The organism is Streptomyces griseus (assembly GCF_001715295.1).
GTDB classification, from domain to species: domain Bacteria; phylum Actinomycetota; class Actinomycetes; order Streptomycetales; family Streptomycetaceae; genus Streptomyces; species Streptomyces griseus_G.
Map to the genome: position 1 here is coordinate 855,557 of NZ_MDKB01000001.1, position 25,980 is coordinate 881,536.

Genomic DNA, 25,980 nt, shown 5'->3' on the forward strand with positions numbered 1-25,980 from the left:
CGGCGAGGAGCCGTTGCGTGTCCGTGCGGGCCCTCAGCCGGCCCGCATCGCCTCAGACCGGCTGTCTGATGCTCTCGATGATGCGGGAGAAGCCCTCCTCCCCGTGGCCCGCGTCGATCTGGCGTCGGATCAGACGTTGCACCATGGCGACCACCTCGGTGCTGATGCCCTGGTCGGCACTGGCGTCCAGGAGGTCACCGAGGCCGGAGAACTCGAGGCTCTGCTGTCCTTCGACGGTGTAGTCCCCACCGTCGACGACGGCGGCCAGCCCGTCGAGGGCGCCGGTCATGGCGGTCAGCCACGGCGCGGCCATGGCGGCGAACCGGCGGGCGGTCATGCCTGCGGGTGCGACCATGGCGGCCCCGTGCATGAAGCCCGCGAACATGACGTACATGCCTGCGAGCAGGGCGAGGTCGTACAGGGACGCGAGCCCGGGGTCCTCACCGAAGTAGGTCGCGGCTCCCCACAGTTCGAGCAGCGACCTGTACCGGTCGAAGGCGTCGGCAGATCCGCTGTAGAGGACCGACGCCCCGGGATGACCGATCATCTGCGGCACGGCCATGATGCCGCCGTCCAGATACGCGATCCCGGCCCGGGCGGCCCAGTCGGCCATCTCCCGTGCCTGCGCCGGTGTCGTCGTGGTGACGTTGACCAGGGTGCGCCCGGCCAGGTCGCCGGTGAGCGGTTCGAGCACCTCCCGGACCGACGCGTGGTCCAGCAGGCACACGATCACCAGCCGGCCGGCCCGGACCGCGTCGCCGGCCGTGGCGGCGGCCTCCGCGCCCTGCGCGGCGAGGTCCTCGGCCTTCTCCGGTGACCGGTTCCAGACGGTCGTCCCGTTTCCCGCCTTCAGCAGGGCGCCCGCGAGGGCGCCGCCCATCGCTCCCAGGCCGAGCACGCTCACCTGAAAGCTGTTGTCCGTCGTCATTGTGCAGGGTCCCCCTCGTGTTCGGCGTATGACTGAATCCTCCCCAGGGCCGGTAGAGTTGACCAGTACGGACTAATTGGTGAGGTACTCACCCACGGGTAAGTACGTCGTGGAGGGGACGGATGGCAGCATCAGCGCGGCGCGGTCCCTATGTCTGCGGAATCGACGCGGCGATGGACGTGGTCGCCGGCAAGTGGAAGCCTCTGATCCTCTGGGAGTTGCACCACTACGGGACCCGCCGGTTCGCCCAGCTCCGACGCGGTCTGCCGGGCGTCAGCGAGAAGATGCTGATCCAGCATCTGCGGGAGATGGAGGAGGACGGGCTCGTGCACCGGGAGGTGTACCCCGAGGTGCCTCCGAAGGTTGAGTACTCCCTGACGGAGCACGGCGTATCACTCAACACCGCCCTGGCGCCTTTGGGGGCGTGGGGCACCGCACGGGCGGGACGGATCGGGGCCGAGAGGGTCACCGTGGACGAGGTCGCGGCGGTGCGGCGACCGTAGCGGGCCGCTCGTGGACCGGGTGCCGTGCACGACCCGACGCGCACCCGCACGCGCGTCACGCGGGACGATCCAGCACCGTGCCTGCCGCGGAGGTGACGTCCCGGACGGTCCCCGTGCGCCTCCTGGGCCGACGGAAGGGCTCAGTTCAGAGACCGAGGTGGGCGGCCCACAACGCCCCGGCGCGGTCGGCGGCATCGGCGATCAGTGCCGCCAGTTCGGGTCGGTCGGGCACGGGGAACGAGACGTAGGCGCCCCGGCCACCGGCGACCGGCCGGCCGTAGGCCTTCACTGCGAGGTGGCCGTCCGGGAGGAGCCGGACGTTGAGCGTGCTCAGCTCGAACGCCTCACCGCGTCGCGTGTCCGTCCAGCGGAGCGGCTGCGGGATCGTGACGTTGATCGCCAGCGCGCTCACTTCCAGGTCGCTGCTCATGGACGCATGCTCTCACGCGGGTCGCCACCGGTGGCCCGCCGTCGCGAGAACGCGCACGAAGAGGCTGCGGTGTCCGGACGGCTTTGCCGACGTGGCACGGGTGGTCACGGTCTGCCAACTGGGGCACAGCGAGCGGCCCCGGCCGCAGGACCTCGCCGGCGGCCGGTCGCCCTTCGTCCGCGGTGAGGGACGGAGCGACGGCCGCATCGGCCTCGGCCTCTCGTGACGGCCCGCTGCGCCGACTGCGGCATGAGCCGTCCCACCACCTTGCGGTCGAGCCGCGAACGACGGCAGTAACGGAGCAGCCAACCCCCAGCGTTCATCGGGGACCAGATGCTTCGACAGGTCAGGACCCACGGTCCGCCACCATGGCGAACAGCAGATCGCTCGGCGCAGCCTTTTATGCTTCGACTGATGCGGCTGACCTGGCAGCCCGCTCGATCCTCGCGTGATAGGCGGCGCGGGCTGCCTCATCGATCTGCATCTCATGTTCAGGGCGCAACCCGGTACGGCCGTCGACGCCTTCGCGCAGGATATCGGCGTGCCCGGCATGCCGGTTGGTCTCACCGAGTACGTGGACCATGACGGCGAACAGGTTCGTGTGGGAATAGGGCTCCGTCCACCACGGCACGTGGCCGGGGGCATCGAGGGGAAGCTCGTTGATCGTCGCGTCCGAGTGCTCCCACGCGCGCCGGTAGGAGCCGACGATCTGATCGCGCGTCTCGTCCTCGGTCGCCCACAGGTCGCTGCCGTCATGGTCCTGCCACCGGGGCAACGGTTCCGGAGAGGGACGGTCGAAGACCTCGCCGAAGTACCGTGCCTCGACGCCGGCCACGTGTTTGACCAGGCCGAGGAGGTTGGTCCCCGACGCCGTCAAAGGTCGGCGGACGTCGTACTCGGAGAGTCCCTCGAGTTTCCAGAGCAGTGCCTTGCGGTCCCGCCGCAGTCTCTCGTGCAGGTTTTCCTTGGCGAATTGCTCGATCATGCGGCATGAGCCTGCCATGGGCTGCTCGTGGTCTCAAGATTCCTTACGACGGCACCCACTACAACCTGGGACGGTCCCCGTGGCGGACGTTCGTCGTGGAGACCGCCGGCGCCGGCGTCCCTACCAGTCTTCAGCCGGGCGACACCTAACTTGATCTTTATCCGTGGCAAGGGGGAAGCGGCGCCCACCGTCGTGCAACTGCCGGCCGGGAAGGTGTTGACCGTCCGCGCGACTGCGGACGCCTTCCTCGACTCGCTGCGCAATCCGAACACGGTCCGCAGCTGTGGGGCCGGGGTCGGCCAGACCGCCGAGCGGATCGGGGAGGGCTGCCCCCTGGGGTCGGTCGCGGACGACGAGATCGGCGAGGCCCTGGAACTGCTGTGGGGCACCGCGGCGGTCAACACCTGGAACGCCCGGCGGCGGTGCTGTCCTGGCTGGGCTGGTGCAAGGAGTACGGCTACGACGGCCCGGCGGTCCCGGCCTGGACGAAGCGGCACGCGGTGCCCGACTCCGAAACCCCGGCCCGCTCGAAGATGACTGTGGACCGGCTCATCGTCCCCGCCGCGAGGTCCACCTGCGGGAGAAGACACTGTGGCGAATGCTCTACGAGACCGCCGCCCGCACGGAGGAGATCCTCGGCGTGAACATCGAGGATCTGGACTTTCGCCGCGCGCCGTTGCCCCGTCAAGGCCACGGGTGCTCGCAGCAAGGCCCGCCGCCGCGGACAGGCGCGCGAGGACTTCGTGCTGGAGACCGTCTACTGGGACGCCGGCACCGCCCGGCTCCTGCCCCGCCTGCTGCGCGGCCGTACCCGCGGCCCGGTGTTCGTCACCCACCGCCGCCCCGGCCCGGGGAAGGTCGTCGCCCGCGTGACGCGTGCCCGGACACCGGCCTGGCCCGCCTCTCCTACGGCCGAGCCCGCGCCCTGCTCGATGAGCACACCGCCGTGCGCGGGCCGGGAACCGGCTGGGACCTGCGCGAGTACCGCCGTTCCGCCCTCCACCACCTCGGCGAGCAAGGCGCCTCCCTGCTGATGCTGATGGCGAAGTCCCGGCACAAGAAGCCGGAGAACGTCCGCCGCTACTTCAAGCCGTCCCCCGAGGCGATCTCTGAGCTGACCAGCCTGCTCGCCCCCGGCGACAGCAGACGCTGGAAGCACACGTGATTCGTCGCTGGGGGATACCCGCTGTCAGTTCGCCTCTGGCCCGAACCGGCGCTTGTACGCCGACGGTGTGATGCCGGTCGCGCGGCGCATCAGTGTGCGCAGATTGGCAGCGGTGCCGAGCCCGCTGCGTCGCGCGACCACCTCGAACCGGGACTCACCTCGCTCGATCAACCGGCACGCCAGAGCAAGCCGTTCCCCGGTCAGCCACGCCAGCGGCGTCGTGCCCAGTTGCGCCTGGAAGCGGCGATGCAGAGTCGCCGGACTGACCGCCGCACGCGCCGCAAGGCCAGACACGGTGAGCGGTGAGTCCAACCGTTCCTGAGCCCAGACCAGGACAGGCGCCAGGGACTCGTCCGGCAGGTCGGGCATGGGACGTTCCACGAACTGCCGCTGCCCACCGTCCCGGTGCGCCGCGAAGACCAGCCGCCGGCTCACAGAGTTGGCGACCTCCGCGCCGTAGTCGCGTCGGACCACATGCAGCCCGAGATCGAGCGCGGCTGCACTTCCTGCCGCGGTGAGGATGTCACCGTCATCCACGAACAGCACGTCTGTTTCGAGCTGGACAGCGGGGAAGCGGGCCCGGAAGGAATCCGCCCACTGCCAGTGGGCGGTGGCTCGGCGCCCGTCGAGGACTCCGGCCTCGGCCAGTGTGAAGGCGCCGCTGCAGAAGCCGACCAGGCGCGCACCGCGGGAGTGTGCCCGGCGGACGGCATCGAGTACGGCGGGACGGCGGGGGACTTCGGTGTCCGGGCGGTTGGGGACGATCAAGGTGTCCGCCGCGTCGGCCGCCTCCAGGTCGGCGACTCCCGTGAGCGTGAAGAATCCGTCTCGCATCAGGGTTCGGGGCTCGGGGGAGCAGAGCCTGAAGTCGTAGAGATCACGGCCGATCTCCGGTCTGCGCAGACCGAAGACCTCGGTCGCGCACCCGAGCTCGAAGGGGTTCGAGTTCTCGTCCACGATCACGACGACCCGGTGTACGCCCGCCGCGTCAGCTGCGTGCGAGGATTCTTTCGCCATGTGCAATTCCTAGCACTCACGGCGGCCGTGCGAAACGGCTCAGGATGAGCCCATGAGTAGCGAACCCATCCCCCTCAGCAAGGCTCTGGCCTCCTTCGATGCCCTGTGGAGCCCTCGCATCGTCACGCGCGTCAACAACTATGACGTCCGCATCGCCAAGGTCGAGGGCGAACACATCTGGCACGTCCACGACGACACCGATGAGTTCTTCCTGGTACTCGACGGCGAACTGCACATCTCCCTGCGCGAGCCCGACGGGGAACGCACGGTCCTGCTCCCGCAGGGGGCGGTCTTCACCGTCCCCCGAGGCACAGAGCACAAGCCGTACGCTCCATCCGGCGCCGCAATCCTCATGTTCGAGCCCACCGGGACGCCCACTGTGGGTGATCGCCACGACGAGATCCCTGAGCATGTCGACTCGACGACCGGGCACGCCCTCACCACCTGACCCTAGGCTGCTCAGCCTGTCACCGGATGGGTTACGGTCACCGAATGCCCGGCGAGGGCGACGCGGGACTCAATCCTCGGCGGTGTCAGCTGGAAGGAGTACCGGCCGAGCACGTTGACGTGGTGGCGCACGAACAGCGAATGCGCCAGACTTGGACCAGGCAGTACTGATCCGCGCCGTTCAGTTTCTCCTCGTGTCCCAGGGGCATGGGCAGGGGTTCGCGCATTCCCGCCAGGGGGGAGGTGAAAACCCCGCCTGCAGGGTTGAACACCCACTGCCACCGCATCCGATACGAGCCGGACGAGGGCAGGATCAGGGGGGTTTCCTTCTGCCCGCCGTCGATGGTTTCCAAGGCGAGGTCACCGCCGGGAAGCTCCACCTCCACCTCTTCCGTACCGGACCACTCCTCATCGTCCGGCGGAGGGGCGGCTGACCAGCTCTCCAACCGCACGGAGGTCCGGATCACCTGGGGCGGCACCTGCAGATACACCATGCCAGGGGCAGAAAGGAGCCATGGTGAGCGATCCGCATGGGGTGCATACGTATCGATACTCGTGTCGACCAGACCGAAGATGCGGTAACTCGGGGAAACCGTGGTTTCGTAGAAATCCAGAAGCCTACTCATGGGCACCTCATACGTGATTCGTCGAGTCGCGAGCAGCGTCATGCCCGACGGCTGCCGACCTGGTGGGGGTCTCCGAAGACCCACGGAGCCGTTCGTGGCCGCTCGGCCCGCATGGAGTGCAGGACCAGCCGGTGGGGGTGCCGGCTGGTCGTAGGTGCCCGCAGGTGGCACTCCAGCAGTGGTTCGTGTCCTGAGCCGAGTTTTCGGTGGAGGCGGGCAGACCAGCGGCCGGGCGGCGGCGGACGATGTCCCGGGCCGGCTCTCCTCCGGTCGTGAACCCGCGCTCGTCGGGACCCTCGCGCCGGGCAGCGGTCGCGGTCGGACGTCCAGGCCTTGGGCAGGCGGAACTCCTGGTCCAGCCCAGCCCGGGCCCGACGGCCCGTGCAGTGGGCGGAGCGCCTCAGCTCCCGCCCGGCGGGGCCTCCAGGGCGATGCGGTGGTCACCCGCGTACACGTTCATGGACGGACCCCGCAGGAAGCCCACGAGGGTCAGTCCGCTCTCGGCCGCGAGGTCCACGGCCAGCGACGACGGTGCGGAGACAGCGGCGAGCATCGGAATGCCGGCCATCACCGCCTTCTGCGCCAGTTCGAACGAGGCGCGCCCCGACACCAGCAGGATCGCCCGGGAGAGGGGCAGCCGGTCGTCCGTCAGGGCCCGGCCGACCAGCTTGTCCACCGCGTTGTGGCGGCCGACGTCCTCCCGGATGTCGAGCAGCTCGCCCTCCGCCGAGAAGAGCGCCGCCGCGTGCAGGCCCCCGGTGCGGTCGAACACGCGCTGTGACGCGCGCAGCCGGTCGGGCAAGGTGGCCAGCAGTGCGGGTGTCACCCGGACCGGGGGAGTGTCACCGACCGGATGACGGGTCGTGGTGCGGACGGCGTCCAGGCTGGCCTTGCCGCACAGCCCGCAGGAGGACGTGGTGTAGACGTTGCGTTCGAGTGTGATGTCGGGGACCACGACGCCCGGCGCGAGTTTCACGTCCACGACGTTGTAGGTGTTGACCCCGTCAGCCGTCGCCCCGGCGCAGTACACGATCGACTGCACCTCGGAGCCCGCGCCGATCACACCCTCGCTCACCAGGAAGCCCGCCGCCAGCGCGAAGTCGTCGCCCGGGGTGCGCATCGTGATGGCGAGCGGCCTGCCGTTCAGCCGGATCTCCAGGGGCTCCTCGGCGACGAGGGTGTCGGGCCGGGTGGTGACGGCCCCGTCCCGGATGCGGATGGTGCGGCGACGCTCGGTGACCCGTCCCATAGCCGTCAATCCCGATTCTGTACGTGGTGGAAGCCGGAATGGCCCTTGCTACAGAGATTGCCATGGCTCACCGGTGGTCATGGGGCGAGGTGGCCTCGACGTTCCCGTTGTCCTGCACGTGGAGGGTGACATCGCCCCGACGCGTAGGAGGCGCAGGCCGTGTGACGTCGTCGTCCGTCCGGTGAGAGGGCCGAGCGAGCGTGTCGGATCGACCATATTGTCTGCCGTGTGCCCGGAGCCGGGGCGAGGGCGGTGACGGTGAGTGTCCGGCCGGGGCGTTCCGGGATGTCTCGGCGGAAGTTCCCGGAGGGCTGTCCCGGACGCTCCAAGCCTGGGGCCGGATTCCTGTCGGGTTACGTGCCTCTGTACCGAGCGGTAGCAACCAAGACTGGTGAACTCCTGCCATACGTAGCGAGGGGAACCCGTACATGACCGGCTCACGTGTCGTGGCGCTCGGCCACTACCAGCCCGCCAAGGTCCTCACCAACCACGACGTTGCGGCCATGGTCGACACCAGTGACGAGTGGATCACCAGTCGTGTCGGCATCAGGACCCGGCATCTGGGAGGCCCCGACGAGCCGGTCGACGAACTGGCGGCCCACGCGGCGGCCAAGGCCCTCGCCACGGCCGGACTGCTACCCGCCGACATCGATCTGGTCCTCGTCGCCACGTCCACCGCGATCGACCGCTCGCCGAGCATGTCGGCCCGCGTCGCCGCACGCCTGGGCATGGGCTCACCTGCCGTGATGGACATCAACGTCGTCTGCTCCGGGTTCACCCACGCGCTGGCCACCGCGGACCACGCGATCCGGGCGGGTGCGGCGAGCCGTGCCCTGGTCATCGGGGCCGACAAGATGGGCGACATCGTCGACTGGACCGACCGCTCCACCTGCGTCCTCATGGGGGACGGAGCCGGCGCGGCCGTGGTCACCACCGACCCGGACGCGGGGGACCGGCCCGGGATCGGCCCCGTCCTGTGGGGCTCGGTGCCCGAGATGGGCAACGCCGTACGGATCGAGGGCACGCCCCCGCTGTTCGCGCAGGAGGGGCAGTCCGTCTACCGCTGGGCCACCACGCAGCTGCCGTCGATCGCCCGCGCGGTCTGCGAGCGTGCCGGTCTCACGCCCGAGGATCTCGCGGCCGTCGTCCTGCACCAGGCCAATCTGCGGATCATCGAACCCGTCGCCAGGAAGATCGGAGCGGTCAACGCGGTCATCGCCAAGGACGTGGTGGACTCCGGCAACACCTCGGCCGCGTCGATCCCCATGGCGCTGTCCAAGCTGGTCGAGCGGGGCGAGGTGGAGAGCGGTGCTCCGGCCCTGCTCTTCGGCTTCGGGGGGAACCTCTCCTACGCCGGACAGGTCATCCGCTGTCCCTGAGGGCGGTTCGGGCAGCCGCTCTCGCTGCGTACCCTCCTGGAGGCCGAGGCCGCCCGGTTCGCGGCGGCCGTCTCCGGCAGGGCGGGCGTCGAGGCACTGGAGGAGCGCCGCTCGAAGGGTGAGCGGGCGGCGGCCGTCGACGACGGACCTCGCGGTCGCCCGGGAGCCGCCTTCCACGCCGAGGTGAGGGGACCGACCGGCAACGTCGTCCCTCGGAGCCTGCCGCCCGGGAGGCCACCGGGTACGCCGGTACTGCACACGGGTCGCCCGCCGGCGCGGAACCGGGCCGTGGAGCGGGCACCGCGCGCCGGCCGAGGCGATCTCCTCCCACGACGAACAGCGCGCGACCGAGGTCGTGCGCTGCCCGCACGGAGCGCACCCGCACGACGTACCACCTGCGTGCGAAGCGCCGAACGTACGGAAGAGAAGGCCGGGGCCGCGAGCCCCGGCCTTTCGCGTGCCCGGGTCCCGGAGCGGCCGTCGGGTCGCACCTTTGTCCTGAGTGTGGAGAAAGTTGGACCTGATTCCTGCGCAACTTCTTCCCACTCGGGTAAACCGCTGCTACGTTCCCCTCGAAAGCCCGACGGACTGGCCGATGTGGCGGGGAGGGACGCGTGAGACGCATGACGGCACGACCCGCGAACACGCACCAGGCGCGACTGCTGAGGCTGTTGCGCGACGACGGGCCCAACTCCCGTGCGCAGCTCGGTGACCGGATCGACCTCTCCCGGTCCAAGCTCGCCGTCGAGGTGGACCGTCTCCTGGAGACCGGACTCGTCGTCGCCGACGGCCTCGCCGCCTCCCGCGGCGGACGCCGGTCGCACAACATCCGGCTCGCACCCGAACTGCGCTTCCTCGGGGTCGACATCGGCGCCACCTCCGTCGATGTGGCCGTCACCAACGCCGAGTTGGAGGTTCTCGGACACCTCAACCACCCGATGGACGTACGCGAGGGGCCCGTCGCCATCTTCGAACAGGTGCTGGCCATGGCGGCCAAGCTCCGGGCCTCCGGGCTCGCCGAGGGGTTCGACGGCGCCGGCATCGGCGTACCGGGACCGGTCCGCTTCCCCGAAGGCATCCCGGTCGCACCACCGATCATGCCCGGCTGGGACGGCTTCCCGGTCCGGGAGGCGCTCAGTCAGGAACTCGGCTGCCCCGTCATGGTCGACAACGACGTGAACCTGATGGCCATGGGGGAGCAGCACGCGGGCGTCGCCCGATCCGTGGGCGACTTCCTCTGCGTCAAGATCGGTACCGGTATCGGCTGCGGCATCGTCGTCGGCGGCGAGGTCTACCGCGGGACGACGGGAAGCGCCGGCGACATCGGCCACATCCAGGTGGAACCCGACGGGCGTCCCTGTGCCTGTGGCAACCGGGGCTGCCTGGAAGCCCACTTCAGCGGCGCCTCCCTCGCCCGCGACGCCGAGGACGCGGCCCGTGCCGGCCTGTCACCGGAGCTCGCGGCCCGGCTGGAGACGGCCGGCAAGCTCACGGCCGTCGACGTGGCGGCCGCCGCTGCGGCGGGTGACGCCACCGCCCTCGACCTCATCCGGGAGGGCGGCAACCGGGTCGGCCAGGTCATCGCGGGACTCGTCAGCTTCTTCAACCCGGGGCTCGTCGTGATCGGCGGCGGGGTGACCGGGCTAGGCCACAACCTGCTGGCCAGCATCCGCACCCAGGTCTACCGGCAGTCCCTGCCACTGGCCACGGGCAACCTTCCCATCGTGCTGGGTGAGCTGGGGCCCGCCGCCGGGGTGACCGGCGCGGCCAGACTCATCAGCGACCACCTGTTCTCGCCGGCCTGACGTCCGGGCCGGCGTGCGTTCGGCACCTGCTCCGCGGTCTTCCCCCGCAGGCAGCCGTGTCCGGAGCACCGCCCCGCAGCAGTACCCGTAAGCCGTCTCCACCGAGCACCGCCCCCAACCGCAGTCTCCGTCAGCAGCCTCTACGAGCACCGCCCCGCAGCAGTCTCCGTAAGCAGCACGTACCGAGCACCGCACCACCCCGCACACCACCAGCAGTCCCGTCAGCAGTACGGCACCGCCGGCACTGCGCCCTGCCCGCTCACCGGCCCTCCCCGCACTCTCGGTTCCGCCCGAGCAGGGGAGACCCCATTCGCCGAGGGGATTCGTCATGGCACCAGAACCACCCCTGCTCACGATGTCCGGCATCACCAAATCGTTCCCCGGTGTGCGCGCCCTCGACGGCGTGGACCTGGAGGTGCAGGCCGGCGAAGTCCACTGCCTCCTCGGTCAGAACGGCGCCGGCAAGTCCACCCTCATCAAGGTGCTGGCCGGAGCCCATCAGCCCGACGGCGGCACCATCACCTGGCACGGCGCACCCGTCCAGCTCTCCTCACCCATCACCGCGATGCGGCTGGGCATCGCCACCATCTACCAGGAACTTGACCTGGTCGAGAACCTGTCCGTCGCCGAGAACATCTTCCTCGGCCACGAACTCACCACCGCCGGCTTCGTCGTCCGCACCCGCGTGGCCGAGATCGAGGCCTCCGCACTCCTCGCACGCCTCGGCCACCCGGAGATCGATCCCGGGCGCCCGGTCGGTGACCTGTCGGCGGCACACCAGCAGATCGTCTCCATGGCGCGGGCCCTCTCGCACGAGGTGGACCTCATCGTGATGGACGAACCGTCCGCCGCGCTGGACCCCGACGAGGTCGCCAACCTCTTCCGGATCGTCGACGGCCTCGCCGCCGACGGCGTGTCCGTCATCTACATCTCGCACCGGCTGGAGGAGATCCGCCGCATCGGTGACCGGGTGACCGTCCTCAAGGACGGCCGCACCGTCGCCGTCGGGCTCCCCGCCGAGTCCACCCCCACCCGGGACATCGTCGCCCTGATGACCGGCCGCGACGTCGAGCACGTCTTCCCCCCGCGGCCCGCGTCCGGCGTACCCGACACGGCGGAGCCCGTCCTCACCGTCGAAGGCCTCTCCCGGAAGGGCGAATTCGAGCCCGTCGACCTGGAGTTGAGGCCGGGAGAGATCGTCGGTCTCGCCGGCCTCGTCGGCTCGGGACGCTCCGAGATCCTGGAGACCGTCTTCGGCGCCCGCAAACCGACCACGGGCCGTGTCACCGTCGCCGGAAGAGCCTTGCGCCCCGGCAGCGTCCGGGCCGCCATCGCTGCGGGGATCGGTCTCGCGCCGGAGGAACGCAAGGCGCAGGCCCTCCTGCTGACCGAATCGGTCACCCGCAACGTCTCCGTCTCCTCGCTCTCCCGCTTCGCCCGCGCGGGCTGGGTCGACCGGAGAGCCGAGCGCAAGGCCGCCAGGACCGCCACCCGCGAACTCTCGCTGCGGCCCGACAACCCGGACGCCGCCGTCCGTACCCTGTCCGGCGGCAACCAGCAGAAGGCGGTTCTGGCCCGCTGGCTGCTGCGCGGCTGCCGGGTCCTGCTGCTGGACGAACCCACCCGTGGTGTCGACGTCGGCGCCCGCGCCGAGCTCTACGCCGTGATCCGCCGGCTGGCCGACGAAGGCCTCGCCGTTCTGCTCGTCTCCAGCGAAGTGCCCGAAGTGCTGGGCCTCGCCGACCGGGTGCTGGTGCTCCGCGAAGGCCGGGTCGTGCACACGGCCGACGCCCGGGAGCTCGACGAGCACCGCGTACTCGACCTCGTCATGGAAGGGAGCCCGACATGACACAGCCCGCACCGTCGGCGCAGCACCACGGGCCGGATTTGGCCAAACCCGCCGCGCCGCCCCCGAGACAGGAGAGGGGCCCGCGCGCACTCGGTCTGCGTGCCGACGTCCGCAACCTGTCGCTGCTCGGCGTCCTCGCCGTCCTCGTCGCCGTCGGCGGCTTCACCGAACCGGACGCCTTCCTGGACACCGGGAACCTCCAGCTGATCCTGACGCAGTCCTCCGTCATCGGGGTCGTCACCGTCGGCATGACCTTCGTCATCACCAGCGGCGGCATCGACCTGTCCGTCGGCGCCATGGTGGCTCTCGCCTCCGTCTGGGCGACCACCCTCGCCACCCAGGAGTACGGCTTCGCGGGCATCCTGTTCACCGCCGTGGTCGTGGGAGTCGCCGCCGGACTGGTCAACGGGCTGCTCATCGCGTACGGCGGCATGGTCCCGTTCATCGCCACTCTCGCGATGCTCGCCTCCGCCCGCGGGCTCGCCCTGCAGATCACCGACGGCAAGACGCAGATCGTGACGGTCCAGTCCGTCCTCGACCTGGGCCTGCCCGACGCCTACGTCCTCGGCATCCCGCCACTCGTCCTCGTCTTCGCCGCGGTGACCGTCGCCGGCTGGCTGATCCTGAACCGGACGACCTTCGGGCGCCGTACGGTCGCGGTCGGCGGCAACGCCGAAGCGGCCCGGCTCGCCGGCATCGACGTACGCCGCCAGCGGCTCTACCTCTATCTGCTCTCCGGCCTGTGCTGCGGCATCGCCGCCTTCATGCTGATCATCCTGTCCGGGTCCGGCCAGAACACCAACGGCAACCTGTACGAGCTCGACGCGATCGCCGCCGCGATCATCGGCGGCACGCTGCTGAGCGGGGGCCGCGGAACGATCGTCGGCTCCGTACTCGGTGTCCTGGTCTTCACCACGATCACCAACATCTTCGCCCTCAACAATCTGCAGAGCGATGTCCAGCAGATCGCCAAGGGCGCGATCATCGTCGCCGCCGTCCTGGTCCAGCGCCGCACCTCGCGCCACGGCGAGACCTGAACCACCCCGCCCGCTGTTCCGTATGCCACGCACCGGATGAAGGGTTGACAGCCATGCCAGAAACCAGCCGCAGAGGACTGCTCTTCGGCACCGCGGCCGTCTCCGCGGGAGCCTTCCTCACTGCCTGTACCAGTAACGAGCCCAAGGAGAAGGCGACCGCCGCGAACAACCAGCCCGCGGCCGACGACAAGCCCGGCACCCCTGTCACCATCGGATTCGCCGGACCCCAGGCCGACCACGGCTGGCTCAACGCGATCAACGTGAACGCCAAGTCGCGCGCGGAGAAGTACTCCGAGGTGACCCTGGAGATCACCGAGGGCTCCAACGACACCGCCGCCCAGATCGGTCAGGTCAAGACCCTCATCAACAAGAAGGTCGACGTCCTCGTCGTCCTGCCCGCCGACGGCAAGGCGCTCACGCAGGTCGGCCTGGAGGCCATGAAGGCGGGCATTCCCGTCGTCAACCTGGACCGCGTCTTCGCCTCCCCGCAGGCCTACCGCTGCTGGGTCGGCGGCGACAACTACGGCATGGGGCTCAACGCCGGTCACTACATCGGCGAGCAGCTCAAGGGGAAGGCCGGAGCCAAGGTCGTCGAGCTCGCGGGCATCGACAACCTCGAACTGACCAAGCAGCGCAGCCAGGGCTTCGCCGACGCGCTGAAGAACTACCCCAACGTGAAGCTGGTGGCCCGTCAGGCCGCCGACTTCACCGTCGAGTCGGGTCAGGCCAAGATGGCCCAGCTCCTCCAGGCACAGAAGCAGTTCGACGCCCTGTGGAACCACGACGACGACCAGGGCGTGGGCGCCCTGCGCGCCATCCAGCAGGCGGGCCGGGACGAGTTCATCATGGTCGGCGGTGCCGGTGCGAAGTCCGCGATGGACGCCATCAAGGCCGACAACAGCGTCCTGAAGGCCACCGTCCTGTACCCGCCGACAATGGCCGCGTCCGCCATCGACCTGGCCCGCGCCCTCGGCCAGAACAAGGGCATCGCCGGCCTCTCCGAGATGGAGATCCCGACGTCCCTGACCCTCTACTCCGCCGTGGTCACCAAGGACAACGTGGACCAGTACCTGCCGACGGGCTTCAGCTGATCCCGCCCCACCGCCGCCACCGAACCACCGACGAGGAGGAAGCCCGCATGGCCCGTAGGGAAGAGACGGAGCAGGAGACCGAGGCACCGCCGCCGGCAGGGGGGCCGACGACCGCACTCGGCGTCGGCATGGTCGGATACGCGTTCATGGGAGCCGCCCACTCACAGGGCTGGCGGACCACGGGACACGTCTTCGACCTCCCGGTGAGACCCGCTCTCGCCGCGATCTGCGGACGCGACCGCACCGCCGTCGAAGCCGCCGCCGCCCGGCACGGCTGGGCGGCGGCGGAGACCGACTGGCGTGCCCTGATCGCCCGGGACGACGTGCAGCTGGTCGACATCTGCACCCCGGGCGACAGCCATGCGGAGATCGCCATCGCCGCGTTGGAGGCGGGCAAGCACGTGCTGTGCGAGAAGCCGCTCGCCAACACGGTCGCCGAGGCGGAGGCCATGGCCGCGGCGGCCGAGCGGGCGGCGGCCCGCGGCCAGGTGGCGATCGTGGGCTTCAACTACCGCAAGGTGCCCGCCATCACGTACGCCCGCTCCCTGATCGCGGAGGGCCGGCTGGGCACCCTGCGGCACGTACGGGCCACCTACCTCCAGGACTGGCTGGTCGACCCCGGTTCGCCGCTCACCTGGCGGCTGGAGCGCGAGCACGCCGGATCGGGAGCGCTGGGGGACCTCGGGGCGCACATCGTCGACCTCGCCCAGTACCTCGCCGGGGAGCTGCTGGTCGGCGTGTCGGCGGTGAGCGAGACCTTCGTACGGGAACGGCCCGTGCTCGCCGGCACCACGGCCGGGCTCACGGGCGCCGCCGGCGGCGCCACGCGGGGCGCGGTCACCGTCGACGACGCGGCGCTGTTCACCGGGCGGCTGGCCTCCGGCGCGCTGGCCTCGTTCGAGGCGACCCGGATGGCGGCCGGCCGCAAGAACGCCCTGCGGCTGGAGATCAACGGAGAGCGGGGCTCGATCGCCTTCGACCTGGAACGGCTCAACGAACTCTCCTTCCACGACCACACGGAGCCCGCGGCCTCCGCCGGCTTCCGCCGGATCCTGGTCACCGAACCCGAGCACCCCTACCTGGAGGCGTGGTGGCCGCCGGGCCACGGACTGGGCTACGAGCACACCTTCGTGCACCAGGCCCGCGACGTGGTGCGCACGATCGCCGACGGCACGCCGCCCGTACCGTCGTTCGCCGACGGCCTCCAGGTGCAGCGGGTGCTCGCCGCCGTCGAGGAGAGCGCCGCCAAGAACTCCGTACTCACCCCGGTCCCTCTCTAGGAGGTCGTGCGCATGCCCCGCCCCTTCACCCTCTTCACCGGCCAGTGGGCCGACCTGCCCCTGGAGGAGGTCTGCCGGCTCGCCCGGGACTTCGGCTACGACGGCCTCGAACTCGCCTGCTGGGGGGATCACTTCGAGGTCGACAAGGCGCTGGCCGACCCCGGCTACCTGGACGGGCGGCGGCAGCTGCTCGACAGGTACGGCCTGAAGTGCTTCGCCGTCTCCAACCACCTGGTGGGCCAGGCCGTCTGCGACAACCCGATCGACGAACGCCACCAGGGCATCCTGCCCGCCCGGATCTGGGAGGACGGGGAACCCGAGGGTGTGCGCCGGCGGGCCGCCGAGGAGATCAAGAACACCGCCCGCGCGGCGGCCGCGTTCGGCGTCGACACCGTCATCGGTTTCACCGGTTCCTCGATCTGGCATCTGGTCGCGATGTTCCCGCCGGTCCCCCCGCACATGATCGAGCGCGGGTACGAGGACTTCGCGGAGCGGTGGAACCCGATCCTGGACGTCTTCGACGCGGAGGGGGTGCGCTTCGCGCACGAGGTGCACCCCAGCGAGATCGCGTACGACTACTGGACCACGCACCGGGCTCTGGAGGCGGTGGACCACCGCCCCGCCTTCGGGCTGAACTTCGACCCGAGCCACTTCGTGTGGCAGGACCTCGACCCGGTCGGTTTCCTGTACGACTTCCGGGACCGGATCTACCACGTGGACTGCAAGGAGGCCCGTAAGCGCCTCGACGGCCGCAACGGGCGTCTCGGCTCCCACCTGCCGTGGGGCGACCCCCGGCGGGGCTGGGACTTCGTCTCGGCCGGGCACGGAGACGTGCCGTGGGAGGACGTGTTCCGGATGCTCCGGTCGATCGGGTACCAGGGGCCGGTCTCGGTGGAGTGGGAGGACGCGGGCATGGACCGGCTGACGGGGGCGCCGGAGGCGCTGGCCTCGCTCAAGCGGTTCGACTTCGACCCGCCGAGCGCGTCGTTCGACGCGGCGTTCGGGGGCGGGGACTAGACCGGGGGGCGGAGCCCCCGGGCCCCTTCCGGGGGCTCCGCCCCCGGCGCCCCCGGGCCTCAAGCGCCGGCGGGGCTGGTTTTTCGGGGTCCTGCCCCGGGCCCCGCGCCTGCTGCGGCGGCGGGGCTCGATACGGCTCGGTCGGCCGGAAGGTGGTCCCGGGAGCCGGATGCGGTCCGCCGGGCCCGGAGAAGGTTCGAGGAGCCGCACCGGTGCCTCGACGGGCCGGAGGTGCTCGTCGAGCTGGATGGTGGCGCGCCGCGCCGGGCGTGGTGCGTCGAGCTGCGTACGGCCCCGCACCGGGCCGGGCGTGGTGCGTCGACTGCGGGGTGACTCACCGGGCCGAGGCGGTGCGCCGAACGTCGCATGAGGCCCCGCGCGCCGGAGGTGGCTCGGTGAACCAGGGCGGGACATGACCCCGTCCGCAGCCCGAGGGGCGGTCCCGCGGGCCGGTTCGGCGTGCCCCGGACCGGCTTTGTCCAGCAGCAGGGAAAAGGTCAACGCACAACCCGCACAAGGGCTTTCCGTCTCGGACGAACCCCGCTACGGTCCCCTACGTGTACAGAAGATGACTCGCGTCACCAGGGGCTCACCGGCCCCCGGTGACGAGCGCGGCAGTCCCCGCGCCGAACGGCAGAACGCACCCGCCCGAACAACCGGCACCTTCCGGAGGACGCACGTGCACAGAAGCAGCAGACGGCTCCGCGCCCGAAAGGCACTCGCACTTCTCACCGGCGGACTGCTCGCAGCCGCCACCCTCACCCTGGGTTCCTCGCCCGCCACCGCGGCCGACGCCCCGGTCTCGCCGGCCGCGCAGGACGCGGCCGCCGAGGACTTCCAGCAGGTGACCCTGGCCAAGGGCGCCGCCGAGACCGGCGAACCCATGTCGCTGGCCGTGCTTCCCGACCGCAGCGTGCTGCACACCTCGCGCAGCGGCGAGCTGCGGATCACCGACAGCGCCGGCAACACCCGCATCTCCGGCACCCTCCCCGTCTACTCGCACGACGAGGAAGGTCTCCAGGGCGTGGGGATCGACCCCGACTTCGCGGAGAACCGGGCGATCTACCTCTACTACGCGCCCCCGCTGGACACCCCGGCCGGTGACGCCCCCGAGAACGGCACCGCCGCGGACTTCGCCGAGTTCGACGGCGTGAACCGCCTCTCCCGCTTCGTACTCAAGGCCGACGGCACGCTCGACAACGCCAGCGAGAAGAAGATCCTCGACGTACCGACCTCGCGCGGCATCTGCTGCCACGTCGGCGGCGACATCGACTTCGACGCCGACGGCAACCTCTACCTGTCGACGGGTGACGACACCAACCCCTTCGCCTCCGACGGCTATTCGCCCCTCGACGACCGGCCCGACCGCAACCCGGCCTTCGACGCCCGCCGTACCTCCGGCAACACCAACGACCTCCGCGGCAAGATCCTCCGCATCAAGGTCGCCGACGACGGCTCGTACACCGTTCCGGAGGGCAACCTCTTCGCCCCGGGCACGGACAGGACCCGCCCCGAGATCTACGCGATGGGCTTCCGCAACCCCTTCCGCTTCAGCGTCGACAAGGCCAGCGGCATCCTGTACGTCGGTGACTACGGCCCCGACGCGGGCGCCGCCGACCCGAACCGCGGACCCGCAGGACAGGTCGAGTTCGCCCGGGTGACCAAGCCCGGCAACTTCGGCTGGCCCTTCTGCACCGGCGACAACGACGCCTACCGCGACTACGACTTCGCGACGAAGACGTCCGGGCCGGCCTTCGACTGCGCCGCCCCGAAGAACGACTCGCCGCACAACACCGGCCTGGTCGACCTGCCGCCCGCGCAGCCCGCCTGGATACCGTACGACGCCGGCTCCGTCCCCGAGTTCGGTACCGGCTCCGAGTCCCCGATGGGCGGCCCCGTCTACCACTACGACGCCGGCCTCGACTCGCCCGTCAAGTTCCCCGAGGCGTACGACGGGGACTTCTTCGCCGGTGAGTTCGGACGGCAGTGGATCAAGCGCATCGAGCAGGACGGCGACGGCACCGTCCAGTCGGTCAACGACCTCCCGTGGTCGGGTACCCAGATCATGGACATGGCGTTCGGACCCGACGGGGCGCTGTACGTCCTGGACTACGGGCTCTCGTGGTTCGGGGGCGACGAGCACTCCGCGCTCTACCGCATCGAGAACGCCACCGGCGGCCGCTCACCCGTCGCCGAGGCCGGCGCCAACAAGACGTCCGGCGTGGCCCCGCTCCGGGTGAAGTTCTCCTCGGCAGGAACCACCGACGGTGACGGAGACACCCTGACGTACGCCTGGGACTTCGGCGACGGCGGCACCTCCACGGCCGCCGACCCCTCCTACACGTACAAGAAGAACGGCACCTACACCGCCACGGTGACCGCCAAGGACCCGACGGGACGCACCGGATCGGCCAGTGTGCACGTGACCGTCGGCAACACCGCTCCCGTGGTGACCATGCAGTTCCCCTCCGACGGCCAGATGTTCGAGTTCGGTGACGAGGTGCCCTTCAAGGTGACCGTCACCGACCCGGAGGACGGTACCGTCGACTGCTCCAAGGTCGAGGTCAAGTTCACCCTGGGCCACGACAGCCACGGGCACGACATCACCACGGAGCACGGTTGCGAAGGCACCGTCAAGACCCGGATGGAGGGCGGGCACGACCCGAACGCCAACATCTACGGTGGTATCTCCGCCTCGTACACCGACGGCGGTGGCGGCGGCCAGGCCGCGCTGACCGGCCGGGACCAGGCGAAGCTCCAGCCCCGCCACCGGCAGGCCGAGCACTTCGACAGCTCGCTCGGTGTCACCACGCCGAGCAAGACGAGCGCGCACGGCGGCCGGACCGTCGGTGACATCCACGACGGCGACTGGATCTCCTTCACCCCGTACATCCTCAGCGGCAGCACCAAGCTCACCGCCCGAACCTCCTCCGCCGGCGCGGGAGGCTTCCTGGAGGTGCGCGCCGGATCTCCCACCGGCACGATCCTCGGCTCGGCACCCGTCCCGGTGACCGGCAGCTGGGACACGTTCCAGGACATCGACGTACCGCTGCGAGCCGTCCCGAAGAAGGCGACACAGCTCTACCTGGTCTTCAAGGGCGGCGACGGAGCGCTCTACGACGTGGACGACTTCATCCTCTCCGACAGCCCGGTCGACAGGACCGCCAAGCGCGTCCTGGTCTTCTCCAAGACCGGCGGCTTCCGGCACGACTCGATCCCGGCCGGCATCACCGCGCTGAAGGAGCTGGGCAAGGACAGCAACATCACCGTCGACTCCACCGAGGCGGCCGGCCAGTTCACCACCAGCAACCTGGCGCGCTACGACGCCGTCGTCTTCCTCTCCACGACCGGTGACGTCCTCGACGCCGACCAGCAGAAGGCGTTCGAGAACTACGTGGCCACCGGAGGCGGCTACATGGGCGTCCACGCCGCCGCCGACACCGAGTACGACTGGGAGTTCTACGGCGGACTCGTCGGCGCCTACTTCGCCTCGCACCCGCAGATCCAGCCCGCGACCGTCCGGGTGGAGAACCACGACCACCCCGCGACCGCGCACCTGGGTGACGCCTGGGACCGCACCGACGAGTGGTACAACTACCGCACCAACCCCCGGGACAAGGCCCAGGTGCTGGCCACGCTCGACGAGACCAGCTACACCGGTGGCACCATGAAGGGCGACCACCCGATCTCCTGGTGCCAGGCCTACCAGGGCGGCCGCTCCTTCTACACCGGCCTCGGCCACACCAAGGAGTCGTACGCCGAACCGGCCATGCGCCAGCACCTGCTCGGCGGGCTGCGCTACGCGGCCGGCCAGGTTGCGGCCGACTGCAAGCCCGACACCGGCTACCGCTCCCTCTTCAACGGCAAGACGCTCGACGGCTGGAAGCAGGCCGGTCCCGGAAAGTTCGACGTCGTCGACGGCGAACTGCGCTCCGTGGGCGGCATGGGCCTGCTGACCTACCAGGCCAAGGAACTGAAGTCCTACTCGCTGAAGCTCGACTGGAAGATGGCGGGTGACGACAACTCCGGCGTCTTCGTCGGCTTCCCGGAGTCCGAAGACCCGTGGTCCGCGGTGAACAACGGCTACGAGGTCCAGATCGACGCCACGGATGCACCGGACCGCACCACCGGGGCGGTCTACACCTTCAAGTCGGCCAACATCAAGGCCCGCGACCAGGTCCTGCGGCCGCCCGGCCAGTGGAACAGCTACGAGATCAAGGTCCAGGGCGAACGTCTCCAGGTCTTCCTCAACGGAGTGAAGATCAACGACTTCACCAACACCGACCCGGTCCGCAGCCTCAAGGACGGCTACATCGGCCTGCAGAACCACGGGGCCGACGACCAGGTGTCCTTCCGCAACATCCAGCTGAAGGAGCTGCCCTCGACGTAGGGCGGCCGCCCGTGCCGGCGGTGGGCGGGGCAGTGTCCCTGCCCCGCCCACCGCCCCCCACCCCGTTCTCATCCCCCCAGGGAGGCAGTCCGTGACCGCACAGGCCGTTCGTACCGGAGTCTGGTTCATCGGAGCACGCGGCTCCGTCGCCACCACCGCCACCGCGGGGTGCGCCGCCATCGCGGCGGGCCTCCACCCGGCGACCGGCATGGTCACCGAGACCCCGGCCTTCGCCGACAGCGGGCTGCCACCCCTGACCTCCCTCGTCTTCGGCGGCCACGACACCCTCGACTGCCCGCTGCCCAAGCGGGCCGAGGCACTCGCGGCCGGCGGCGTCCTCCCGCACGGGCTGCCCTCCGCCGTCCGTGCCGAACTCGCCTCCGCCGATGCGGAGATACGCACCGGCGGACCCCAGCCCGGCGACACCCGCACCGACGAGGAGCTCATCACCGCCTTCGCCGCCGACCTCGACGACTTCGCGCGACGCCACGCCCTGGCCCGGACCGTCGTCGTCAACGTCGCCTCCACCGAGCCCGCCCCCGGCGATGACGACACACGCCTGCCCGCCAGCTCCCTCTACGCGGCGGCGGCACTGCGCGCCGGCTGCCCGTACGTCAACTTCACCCCCTCCACGGGGCTGCACAGCCCCCGCCTCCAGGACGCCGCCCGCTCCTGCGGACTTCCCCACGCCGGACGCGACGGCAAGACGGGCCAGACGCTGCTCCGTTCCGTTCTCGCCCCGATGTTCGTCCAGCGGGCCCTGCCGGTACGCGCCTGGTCGGGCACCAACCTGCTGGGCGGCGGCGACGGAGCGGCGCTGGCCGACCCTGCGGCGGCCGCCGCCAAGAACGCGGGCAAGGCACGGGTGCTCGCCGACACGCTGGGCACCGCCCCGGAGGGGGAGGTCCACATCGACGACGTACCGGCGATGGGGGACTGGAAGACCGCCTGGGACCACGTCGCCTTCGACGGTTTCCTCGGCTCGCGCATGATCCTCCAGACCATCTGGCAGGGCTGCGACTCCGCCCTGGCCGCTCCCCTGGTCCTGGACCTCGCCCGGCTGCTGGCCCGCGCCCACGAGACCGGCCTGACCGGGCCGCGCCCCGAACTCGGCTTCTACTTCAAGGACCCTGACGGCGGCCCGGCCGGGCTGTCCGAGCAGTACGCGGCACTTCTCGGCTTCGGCGAGTGCCTGCGGGACGGCCGGTGAACCCGCTGCGGCTGCTCGCCGCCGCGACCGGGATGCCGGGACTGCTCGGCACCCGCCGCGCGGCGGCCCCGTACAGCCTGTCCGGTGTGCGCGGGACTGCGCCCGCACCGGACAGGCCCCGCACCCGCCCGCGCGGGCGCGCCTGGGCGGACCTCCTGCGGGTCTCCGCGCTGTTCACCGTCCCCGGGGACGCACTGGCCGGAGCCGCCGCCGCCGGCCGGCGGCCCGACCGGGGCACCGCGCTCGCCGTCGGAGCGTCGCTGTGCCTCTACGAGGCGGGGATGGCCCTCAACGACTGGGCGGACCGCGACGAGGACGCCGTGGACCGCCCGCACCGCCCGATCCCCTCCGGCCGCATCAGCCCCGCGGCGGCACTGACCGCGGCGGGCGTCCTCACCGCGGCGGGCCTGGCCCTGGCCGCCAGGGCGGGCCGGCCCGCCCTGGCGGTGGCATCCGGCCTGGCGGCCACCGTCTGGGCCTACGACCTGCGTCTCAAGCACACCCCGCTGGGCCCGGCCGCGATGGCGACCGCCCGCTCCCTCGACCTGCTGCTCGGCGCGGCCGCGACGGGGCGGGCGGGGGACTTCGCTCCGGCGAGCCCGGGCCGGGCGGTCACGGCGGGCACCCCGGGGGCCTCGGCTGCGGCGACCACGCGTACGGGTACGGGTGCGGCAGGGAAGCCGGGCCCCGCAGGCCCGGTGGCCGCCGGAGGTCCACCCGCGAGGACCACGCGTCCGGCGGCAGCCCCGGCCGCGGCCGGGAGGACCGCCCCGGTGCGGACCCCCCGCAGCACCGGGGCCGCGACGGTACGGCCCGTCCGGGCCGCCCTGCTGCTCGGCGCGCACACCTACGCCGTCACCGAGGTCTCCCGCCACGAGGCCCGGGGCGGCTCCACCGCGGCGCCCCTCGCGGCGCTCGCCGCCACCGCCGCCCTCGGTGCCGCCGCCGCCCGTGACCGGCCCGTACCGCCACCCGGCAGCGGGGAGAGACCCACAGCCACCGCGCACAGGCTCCTGCGGACCGCCCTCGCCGCCGCCTACCTGCGGACCGCCGCGACCCCCCTCCTCCACGCCGCCCTCAACCCCTCCCCGCCCCTCACCCAGCGCGCCGTCGGCGGCGGCATCCGCGCCATGATCCCGCTCCAGGCGGCCCTGGCCGTCAAGGCCGGAGCACCACTCAACGGGCTCGCGACCATGGCGCTCGTACCCCTCGCCCGGAAGCTCGCACGGAAGGTGAGCCCCACATGAGCCTCCGCCTCGGCTACGGCACCAACGGCCTGACCGACCTCCGCCTCGACGACGCCCTCGAACTCCTCGCCGGCCTCGGATACGACGGCGTGGGGCTGACCCTCGACCACATGCACCTGGACCCCCTCGCCCCCGACCTCGCCGCGCGCACCCGCCAGGTGGCACGCAGGCTCACCTCGCTGGGCCTCGGCGTCACCGTCGAGACGGGCGCCCGCTACCTCCTGGACCCCCGCCGCAAGCACGGCCCCTCCCTCCTCGATCCGGACCCCGACGCCCGCGCCGCCCGCACCGCACTGCTCGTCCGGGCCGTCGACGTGGCCGCCGACCTGGGCGCCCACGCCGTGCACTGCTTCAGCGGCATCACCCCGCCCGGCACCACCGAGGACACCGCCTGGCAACGGCTGGCCGACGCGTTCGCCCCCGTGCTGGACGCCGCCGCCCGCGCCGGCATCCCCCTCGCCGTCGAGCCGGAACCCGGCCACCTCCTCGCCACGCTCGGCGACTTCCACCACCTGCGCAGCCTGCTCGGCGACCCTGAACCCCTCGGGCTCACCCTCGACATCGGCCACTGCCAGTGCCTGGAGGCCTCGCCGCCCGCCGACTGCGTCAAGGAGGCCGCGCCCTGGCTGCGCCACGTCCAGATCGAGGACATGCGGCGCGGGGTCCACGAACACCTGCCGTTCGGTGACGGCGAGATCGACTTCCCGCCGGTTCTCGAAGCTCTCGACGCCACCGGCTACACCGGACTCACCGTCGTCGAACTGCCCCGCCACTCCCACGCGGGGCCCGACCTCGCCCGGGACTCGATCGGCTTCCTGCGCCGTGCCGCCCGGGCCACGGACGGAGCCGCACCGTGCTGACCGACCGCAAGGAACTCGACGCCCGGCTCAGCGACACGGCCGGAACGTGGCTCGACGACGCACTCGCCGAGGCGGCACACGCAGCCGCGCACCCCGGCGCGGACAGCGGGCCCCTCCCCTGGGAGCTGCGTTTCGCCGCGGCGGGACGACACTGCGGACGTGACCACGCCGACTCCGTACGCGCCCTGCTGCTCGTCGAGGCACGTGCCGCTCCGTCCACCGTCACGAGGCTCTACCGGCAGGGCACCGCGGCCGAACGCCGCGCCGTCCTCCTCGCCCTGCACCGGCTGGACCTCGGACCCGCGGCCGTTCCGCTCGTCGAGGACGCCCTGCGCACCAACGACCCCCGGCTGGTCGCCGCAGCCGTCGGCCCGTACGGCGCCGCCCATCTCGACGCCCACGGCTGGCGGCACGCCGTCCTCAAGTGCCTCTTCATCGAGGTCCCCGTCGAGACCGTCGACCGGCTCGGTGAGCGTGCCCGTGGAGACGCCGAACTGGCCCGCATGCTGCGCGACTTCGCCGCCGAACGCACGGCCGCCGGCCGCCCCGTCCCCGACGGCCTGCGGACCGTCCTCGCCCTCACGGCCCCGGCCCCCGCCCCCACGGAGGAGTCCTGATGCGTATCTTCGACCCGCACATCCACATGACCTCCCGCACCACGGACGACTACCAGGCCATGTACGACGCCGGGGTCCGCGCCCTCGTCGAACCCTCCTTCTGGCTCGGCCAGCCCCGCACCTCTCCGGCCAGCTTCTTCGACTACTTCGACGCCCTCCTCGGCTGGGAGCCCTTCCGCGCCTCCCAGTACGGCATCGCCCACCACTGCACGCTCGCGCTCAACCCCAAGGAGGCGAACGACCCCCGCTGCACCCCCGTCCTGGACGCCCTGCCCCGCTACCTCGTCAAGGACTCCGTCGTCGCCGTCGGGGAGATCGGCTACGACTCCATGACCCCGGCCGAGGACACCGCGCTCGCCACCCAGTTGCAGCTCGCCGCCGACCACGGCCTGCCCGCGCTCGTACACACCCCGCACCGCGACAAGCTCGCCGGGCTCCGCCGCACCATCGACGTCGTCCGCGAATCGGCCCTCGCCCCGGAGGCCGTCCTGCTCGACCACCTCAACGAGACGACCGTGCGGGACGCCCTCGACAGCGGCTGCTGGGCCGGCTTCTCCATCTACCCCGACACCAAGATGGACGAGGACCGCATGGTGTCGGTCCTGCGCGCACACGGCACCGACCGGATCCTCGTCAACTCGGCGGCCGACTGGGGCAGGAGCGACCCGCTGAAGACCCGCAAGGTCGCCGACACCATGCTGAAGGCCGGATTCGACGAGGACGACGTCGACAAGGTCCTGTGGCGCAACCCCGTCGCCTTCTACGGGCAGAGCGGCCGGCTCCAGCTCGACATCACCACCCCCGACGCGCTCCACGAGGGCAACTCCATCCTCCGCGGCGGGGAGTGA

The 25,980-nt window shown here is 71.3% G+C and carries 21 protein-coding genes and 1 pseudogene; 16 read left to right on the plus strand and 6 right to left on the minus strand.

Annotated elements, in window-relative coordinates:
• Positions 1 to 52: 52 nt before the first annotated feature.
• A complete protein-coding gene (locus BA175_RS03230; RefSeq protein WP_069169659.1) occupies positions 53 to 928 on the minus strand; it encodes an NAD(P)-dependent oxidoreductase in 876 nt (291 codons plus the stop codon).
• A gap of 122 nt (positions 929 to 1,050) precedes the next feature.
• Here BA175_RS03230 and BA175_RS03235 point away from each other — a divergent pair, with 122 nt between their 5' ends.
• Positions 1,051 to 1,431, plus strand: a complete 381-nt coding sequence (locus tag BA175_RS03235) for a winged helix-turn-helix transcriptional regulator (protein ID WP_069169660.1) — start codon at positions 1,051 to 1,053, stop codon at positions 1,429 to 1,431.
• 145 nt (positions 1,432 to 1,576) lie between these two features.
• Here the strand turns inward: BA175_RS03235 and BA175_RS03240 are convergent, their stop codons facing one another.
• The gene (locus tag BA175_RS03240; RefSeq protein WP_069169661.1) at positions 1,577 to 1,861 is read right to left on the minus strand and encodes a hypothetical protein; all 285 of its coding nucleotides are present in this window, start codon (positions 1,859 to 1,861) and stop codon (positions 1,577 to 1,579) included.
• A 400-nt stretch (positions 1,862 to 2,261) separates the two neighbouring features.
• Positions 2,262 to 2,846 (minus strand): DinB family protein, encoded by a 585-nt coding sequence (locus BA175_RS03245; RefSeq protein WP_069169662.1) that lies wholly within the window; start codon positions 2,844 to 2,846, stop codon positions 2,262 to 2,264.
• Between the two features lie 159 nt (positions 2,847 to 3,005).
• Here BA175_RS03245 and BA175_RS31365 point away from each other — a divergent pair.
• A pseudogene (locus tag BA175_RS31365) lies at positions 3,006 to 4,011 on the plus strand (site-specific integrase).
• Positions 4,012 to 4,035: 24 nt separating this feature from the next.
• Here BA175_RS31365 and BA175_RS03255 read toward each other — a convergent pair.
• Positions 4,036 to 5,028: a GlxA family transcriptional regulator gene (locus BA175_RS03255; RefSeq protein ID WP_069169663.1), complete on the minus strand. Its 993-nt coding sequence runs from the start codon at positions 5,026 to 5,028 to the stop codon at positions 4,036 to 4,038.
• Positions 5,029 to 5,080: 52 nt separating this feature from the next.
• Here BA175_RS03255 and BA175_RS03260 point away from each other — a divergent pair, with 52 nt between their 5' ends.
• A complete protein-coding gene (locus BA175_RS03260) occupies positions 5,081 to 5,476 on the plus strand; it encodes a cupin domain-containing protein (protein WP_069169664.1) in 396 nt (131 codons plus the stop codon).
• 85 nt (positions 5,477 to 5,561) lie between these two features.
• Here BA175_RS03260 and BA175_RS03265 read toward each other — a convergent pair whose 3' ends face one another.
• Positions 5,562 to 6,101 (minus strand): hypothetical protein, encoded by a 540-nt coding sequence (locus BA175_RS03265; protein ID WP_069170307.1) that lies wholly within the window; start codon positions 6,099 to 6,101, stop codon positions 5,562 to 5,564.
• A gap of 400 nt (positions 6,102 to 6,501) precedes the next feature.
• Positions 6,502 to 7,350 (minus strand): formate dehydrogenase accessory sulfurtransferase FdhD, encoded by an 849-nt coding sequence (gene fdhD / locus BA175_RS03270; RefSeq protein WP_069169665.1) that lies wholly within the window; start codon positions 7,348 to 7,350, stop codon positions 6,502 to 6,504.
• A 428-nt stretch (positions 7,351 to 7,778) separates the two neighbouring features.
• Here fdhD and BA175_RS03275 point away from each other — a divergent pair, with 428 nt between their 5' ends.
• The 13 genes from BA175_RS03275 to BA175_RS03335 all read left to right on the plus strand — a co-directional run bounded on the left by BA175_RS03275 (position 7,779) and on the right by BA175_RS03335 (position 25,980).
• Entirely contained in the window at positions 7,779 to 8,729 is a 951-nt protein-coding gene (locus tag BA175_RS03275; protein WP_069169666.1) for a beta-ketoacyl-ACP synthase III, read from the plus strand.
• A gap of 623 nt (positions 8,730 to 9,352) precedes the next feature.
• Positions 9,353 to 10,534: an ROK family transcriptional regulator gene (locus tag BA175_RS03280; RefSeq protein ID WP_069169667.1), complete on the plus strand. Its 1,182-nt coding sequence runs from the start codon at positions 9,353 to 9,355 to the stop codon at positions 10,532 to 10,534.
• Between the two features lie 328 nt (positions 10,535 to 10,862).
• Complete coding sequence (locus tag BA175_RS03285; protein ID WP_069169668.1) at positions 10,863 to 12,383, plus strand: sugar ABC transporter ATP-binding protein; 1,521 nt, start codon at positions 10,863 to 10,865, stop codon at positions 12,381 to 12,383.
• Positions 12,380 to 13,420: an ABC transporter permease gene (locus BA175_RS03290; protein WP_069169669.1), complete on the plus strand. Its 1,041-nt coding sequence runs from the start codon at positions 12,380 to 12,382 to the stop codon at positions 13,418 to 13,420. The genes BA175_RS03285 and BA175_RS03290 overlap by 4 nt, the downstream gene beginning before the upstream one ends.
• A gap of 53 nt (positions 13,421 to 13,473) precedes the next feature.
• Positions 13,474 to 14,511, plus strand: a complete 1,038-nt coding sequence (locus BA175_RS03295; RefSeq protein ID WP_069169670.1) for a substrate-binding domain-containing protein — start codon at positions 13,474 to 13,476, stop codon at positions 14,509 to 14,511.
• A 47-nt stretch (positions 14,512 to 14,558) separates the two neighbouring features.
• Positions 14,559 to 15,791, plus strand: a complete 1,233-nt coding sequence (locus tag BA175_RS03300; protein ID WP_069169671.1) for a Gfo/Idh/MocA family protein — start codon at positions 14,559 to 14,561, stop codon at positions 15,789 to 15,791.
• 12 nt (positions 15,792 to 15,803) lie between these two features.
• Positions 15,804 to 16,808: a sugar phosphate isomerase/epimerase family protein gene (locus tag BA175_RS03305; protein WP_069169672.1), complete on the plus strand. Its 1,005-nt coding sequence runs from the start codon at positions 15,804 to 15,806 to the stop codon at positions 16,806 to 16,808.
• A 679-nt stretch (positions 16,809 to 17,487) separates the two neighbouring features.
• The gene (locus tag BA175_RS03310) at positions 17,488 to 21,198 is read left to right on the plus strand and encodes a ThuA domain-containing protein (RefSeq protein WP_069169673.1); all 3,711 of its coding nucleotides are present in this window, start codon (positions 17,488 to 17,490) and stop codon (positions 21,196 to 21,198) included.
• A gap of 91 nt (positions 21,199 to 21,289) precedes the next feature.
• Complete coding sequence (locus BA175_RS03315; protein WP_069169674.1) at positions 21,290 to 22,408, plus strand: inositol-3-phosphate synthase; 1,119 nt, start codon at positions 21,290 to 21,292, stop codon at positions 22,406 to 22,408.
• Positions 22,409 to 22,440: 32 nt separating this feature from the next.
• On the plus strand, positions 22,441 to 23,655 hold the full coding sequence (locus tag BA175_RS03320) for an SCO3242 family prenyltransferase (protein WP_175420758.1): 1,215 nt from the start codon (positions 22,441 to 22,443) through the stop codon (positions 23,653 to 23,655).
• Entirely contained in the window at positions 23,652 to 24,515 is an 864-nt protein-coding gene (locus BA175_RS03325; RefSeq protein WP_069169676.1) for a sugar phosphate isomerase/epimerase family protein, read from the plus strand. Before BA175_RS03320 ends, BA175_RS03325 begins: the two co-directional genes overlap by 4 nt.
• Positions 24,509 to 25,132: an EboA domain-containing protein gene (locus BA175_RS03330; protein ID WP_069169677.1), complete on the plus strand. Its 624-nt coding sequence runs from the start codon at positions 24,509 to 24,511 to the stop codon at positions 25,130 to 25,132. The genes BA175_RS03325 and BA175_RS03330 overlap by 7 nt, the downstream gene beginning before the upstream one ends.
• Positions 25,132 to 25,980 carry a TatD family hydrolase gene (locus BA175_RS03335; protein WP_069169678.1) on the plus strand — a complete coding sequence of 283 codons (849 nt, stop codon included), beginning with the start codon at positions 25,132 to 25,134 and terminating at the stop codon, positions 25,978 to 25,980. The genes BA175_RS03330 and BA175_RS03335 overlap by 1 nt, the downstream gene beginning before the upstream one ends.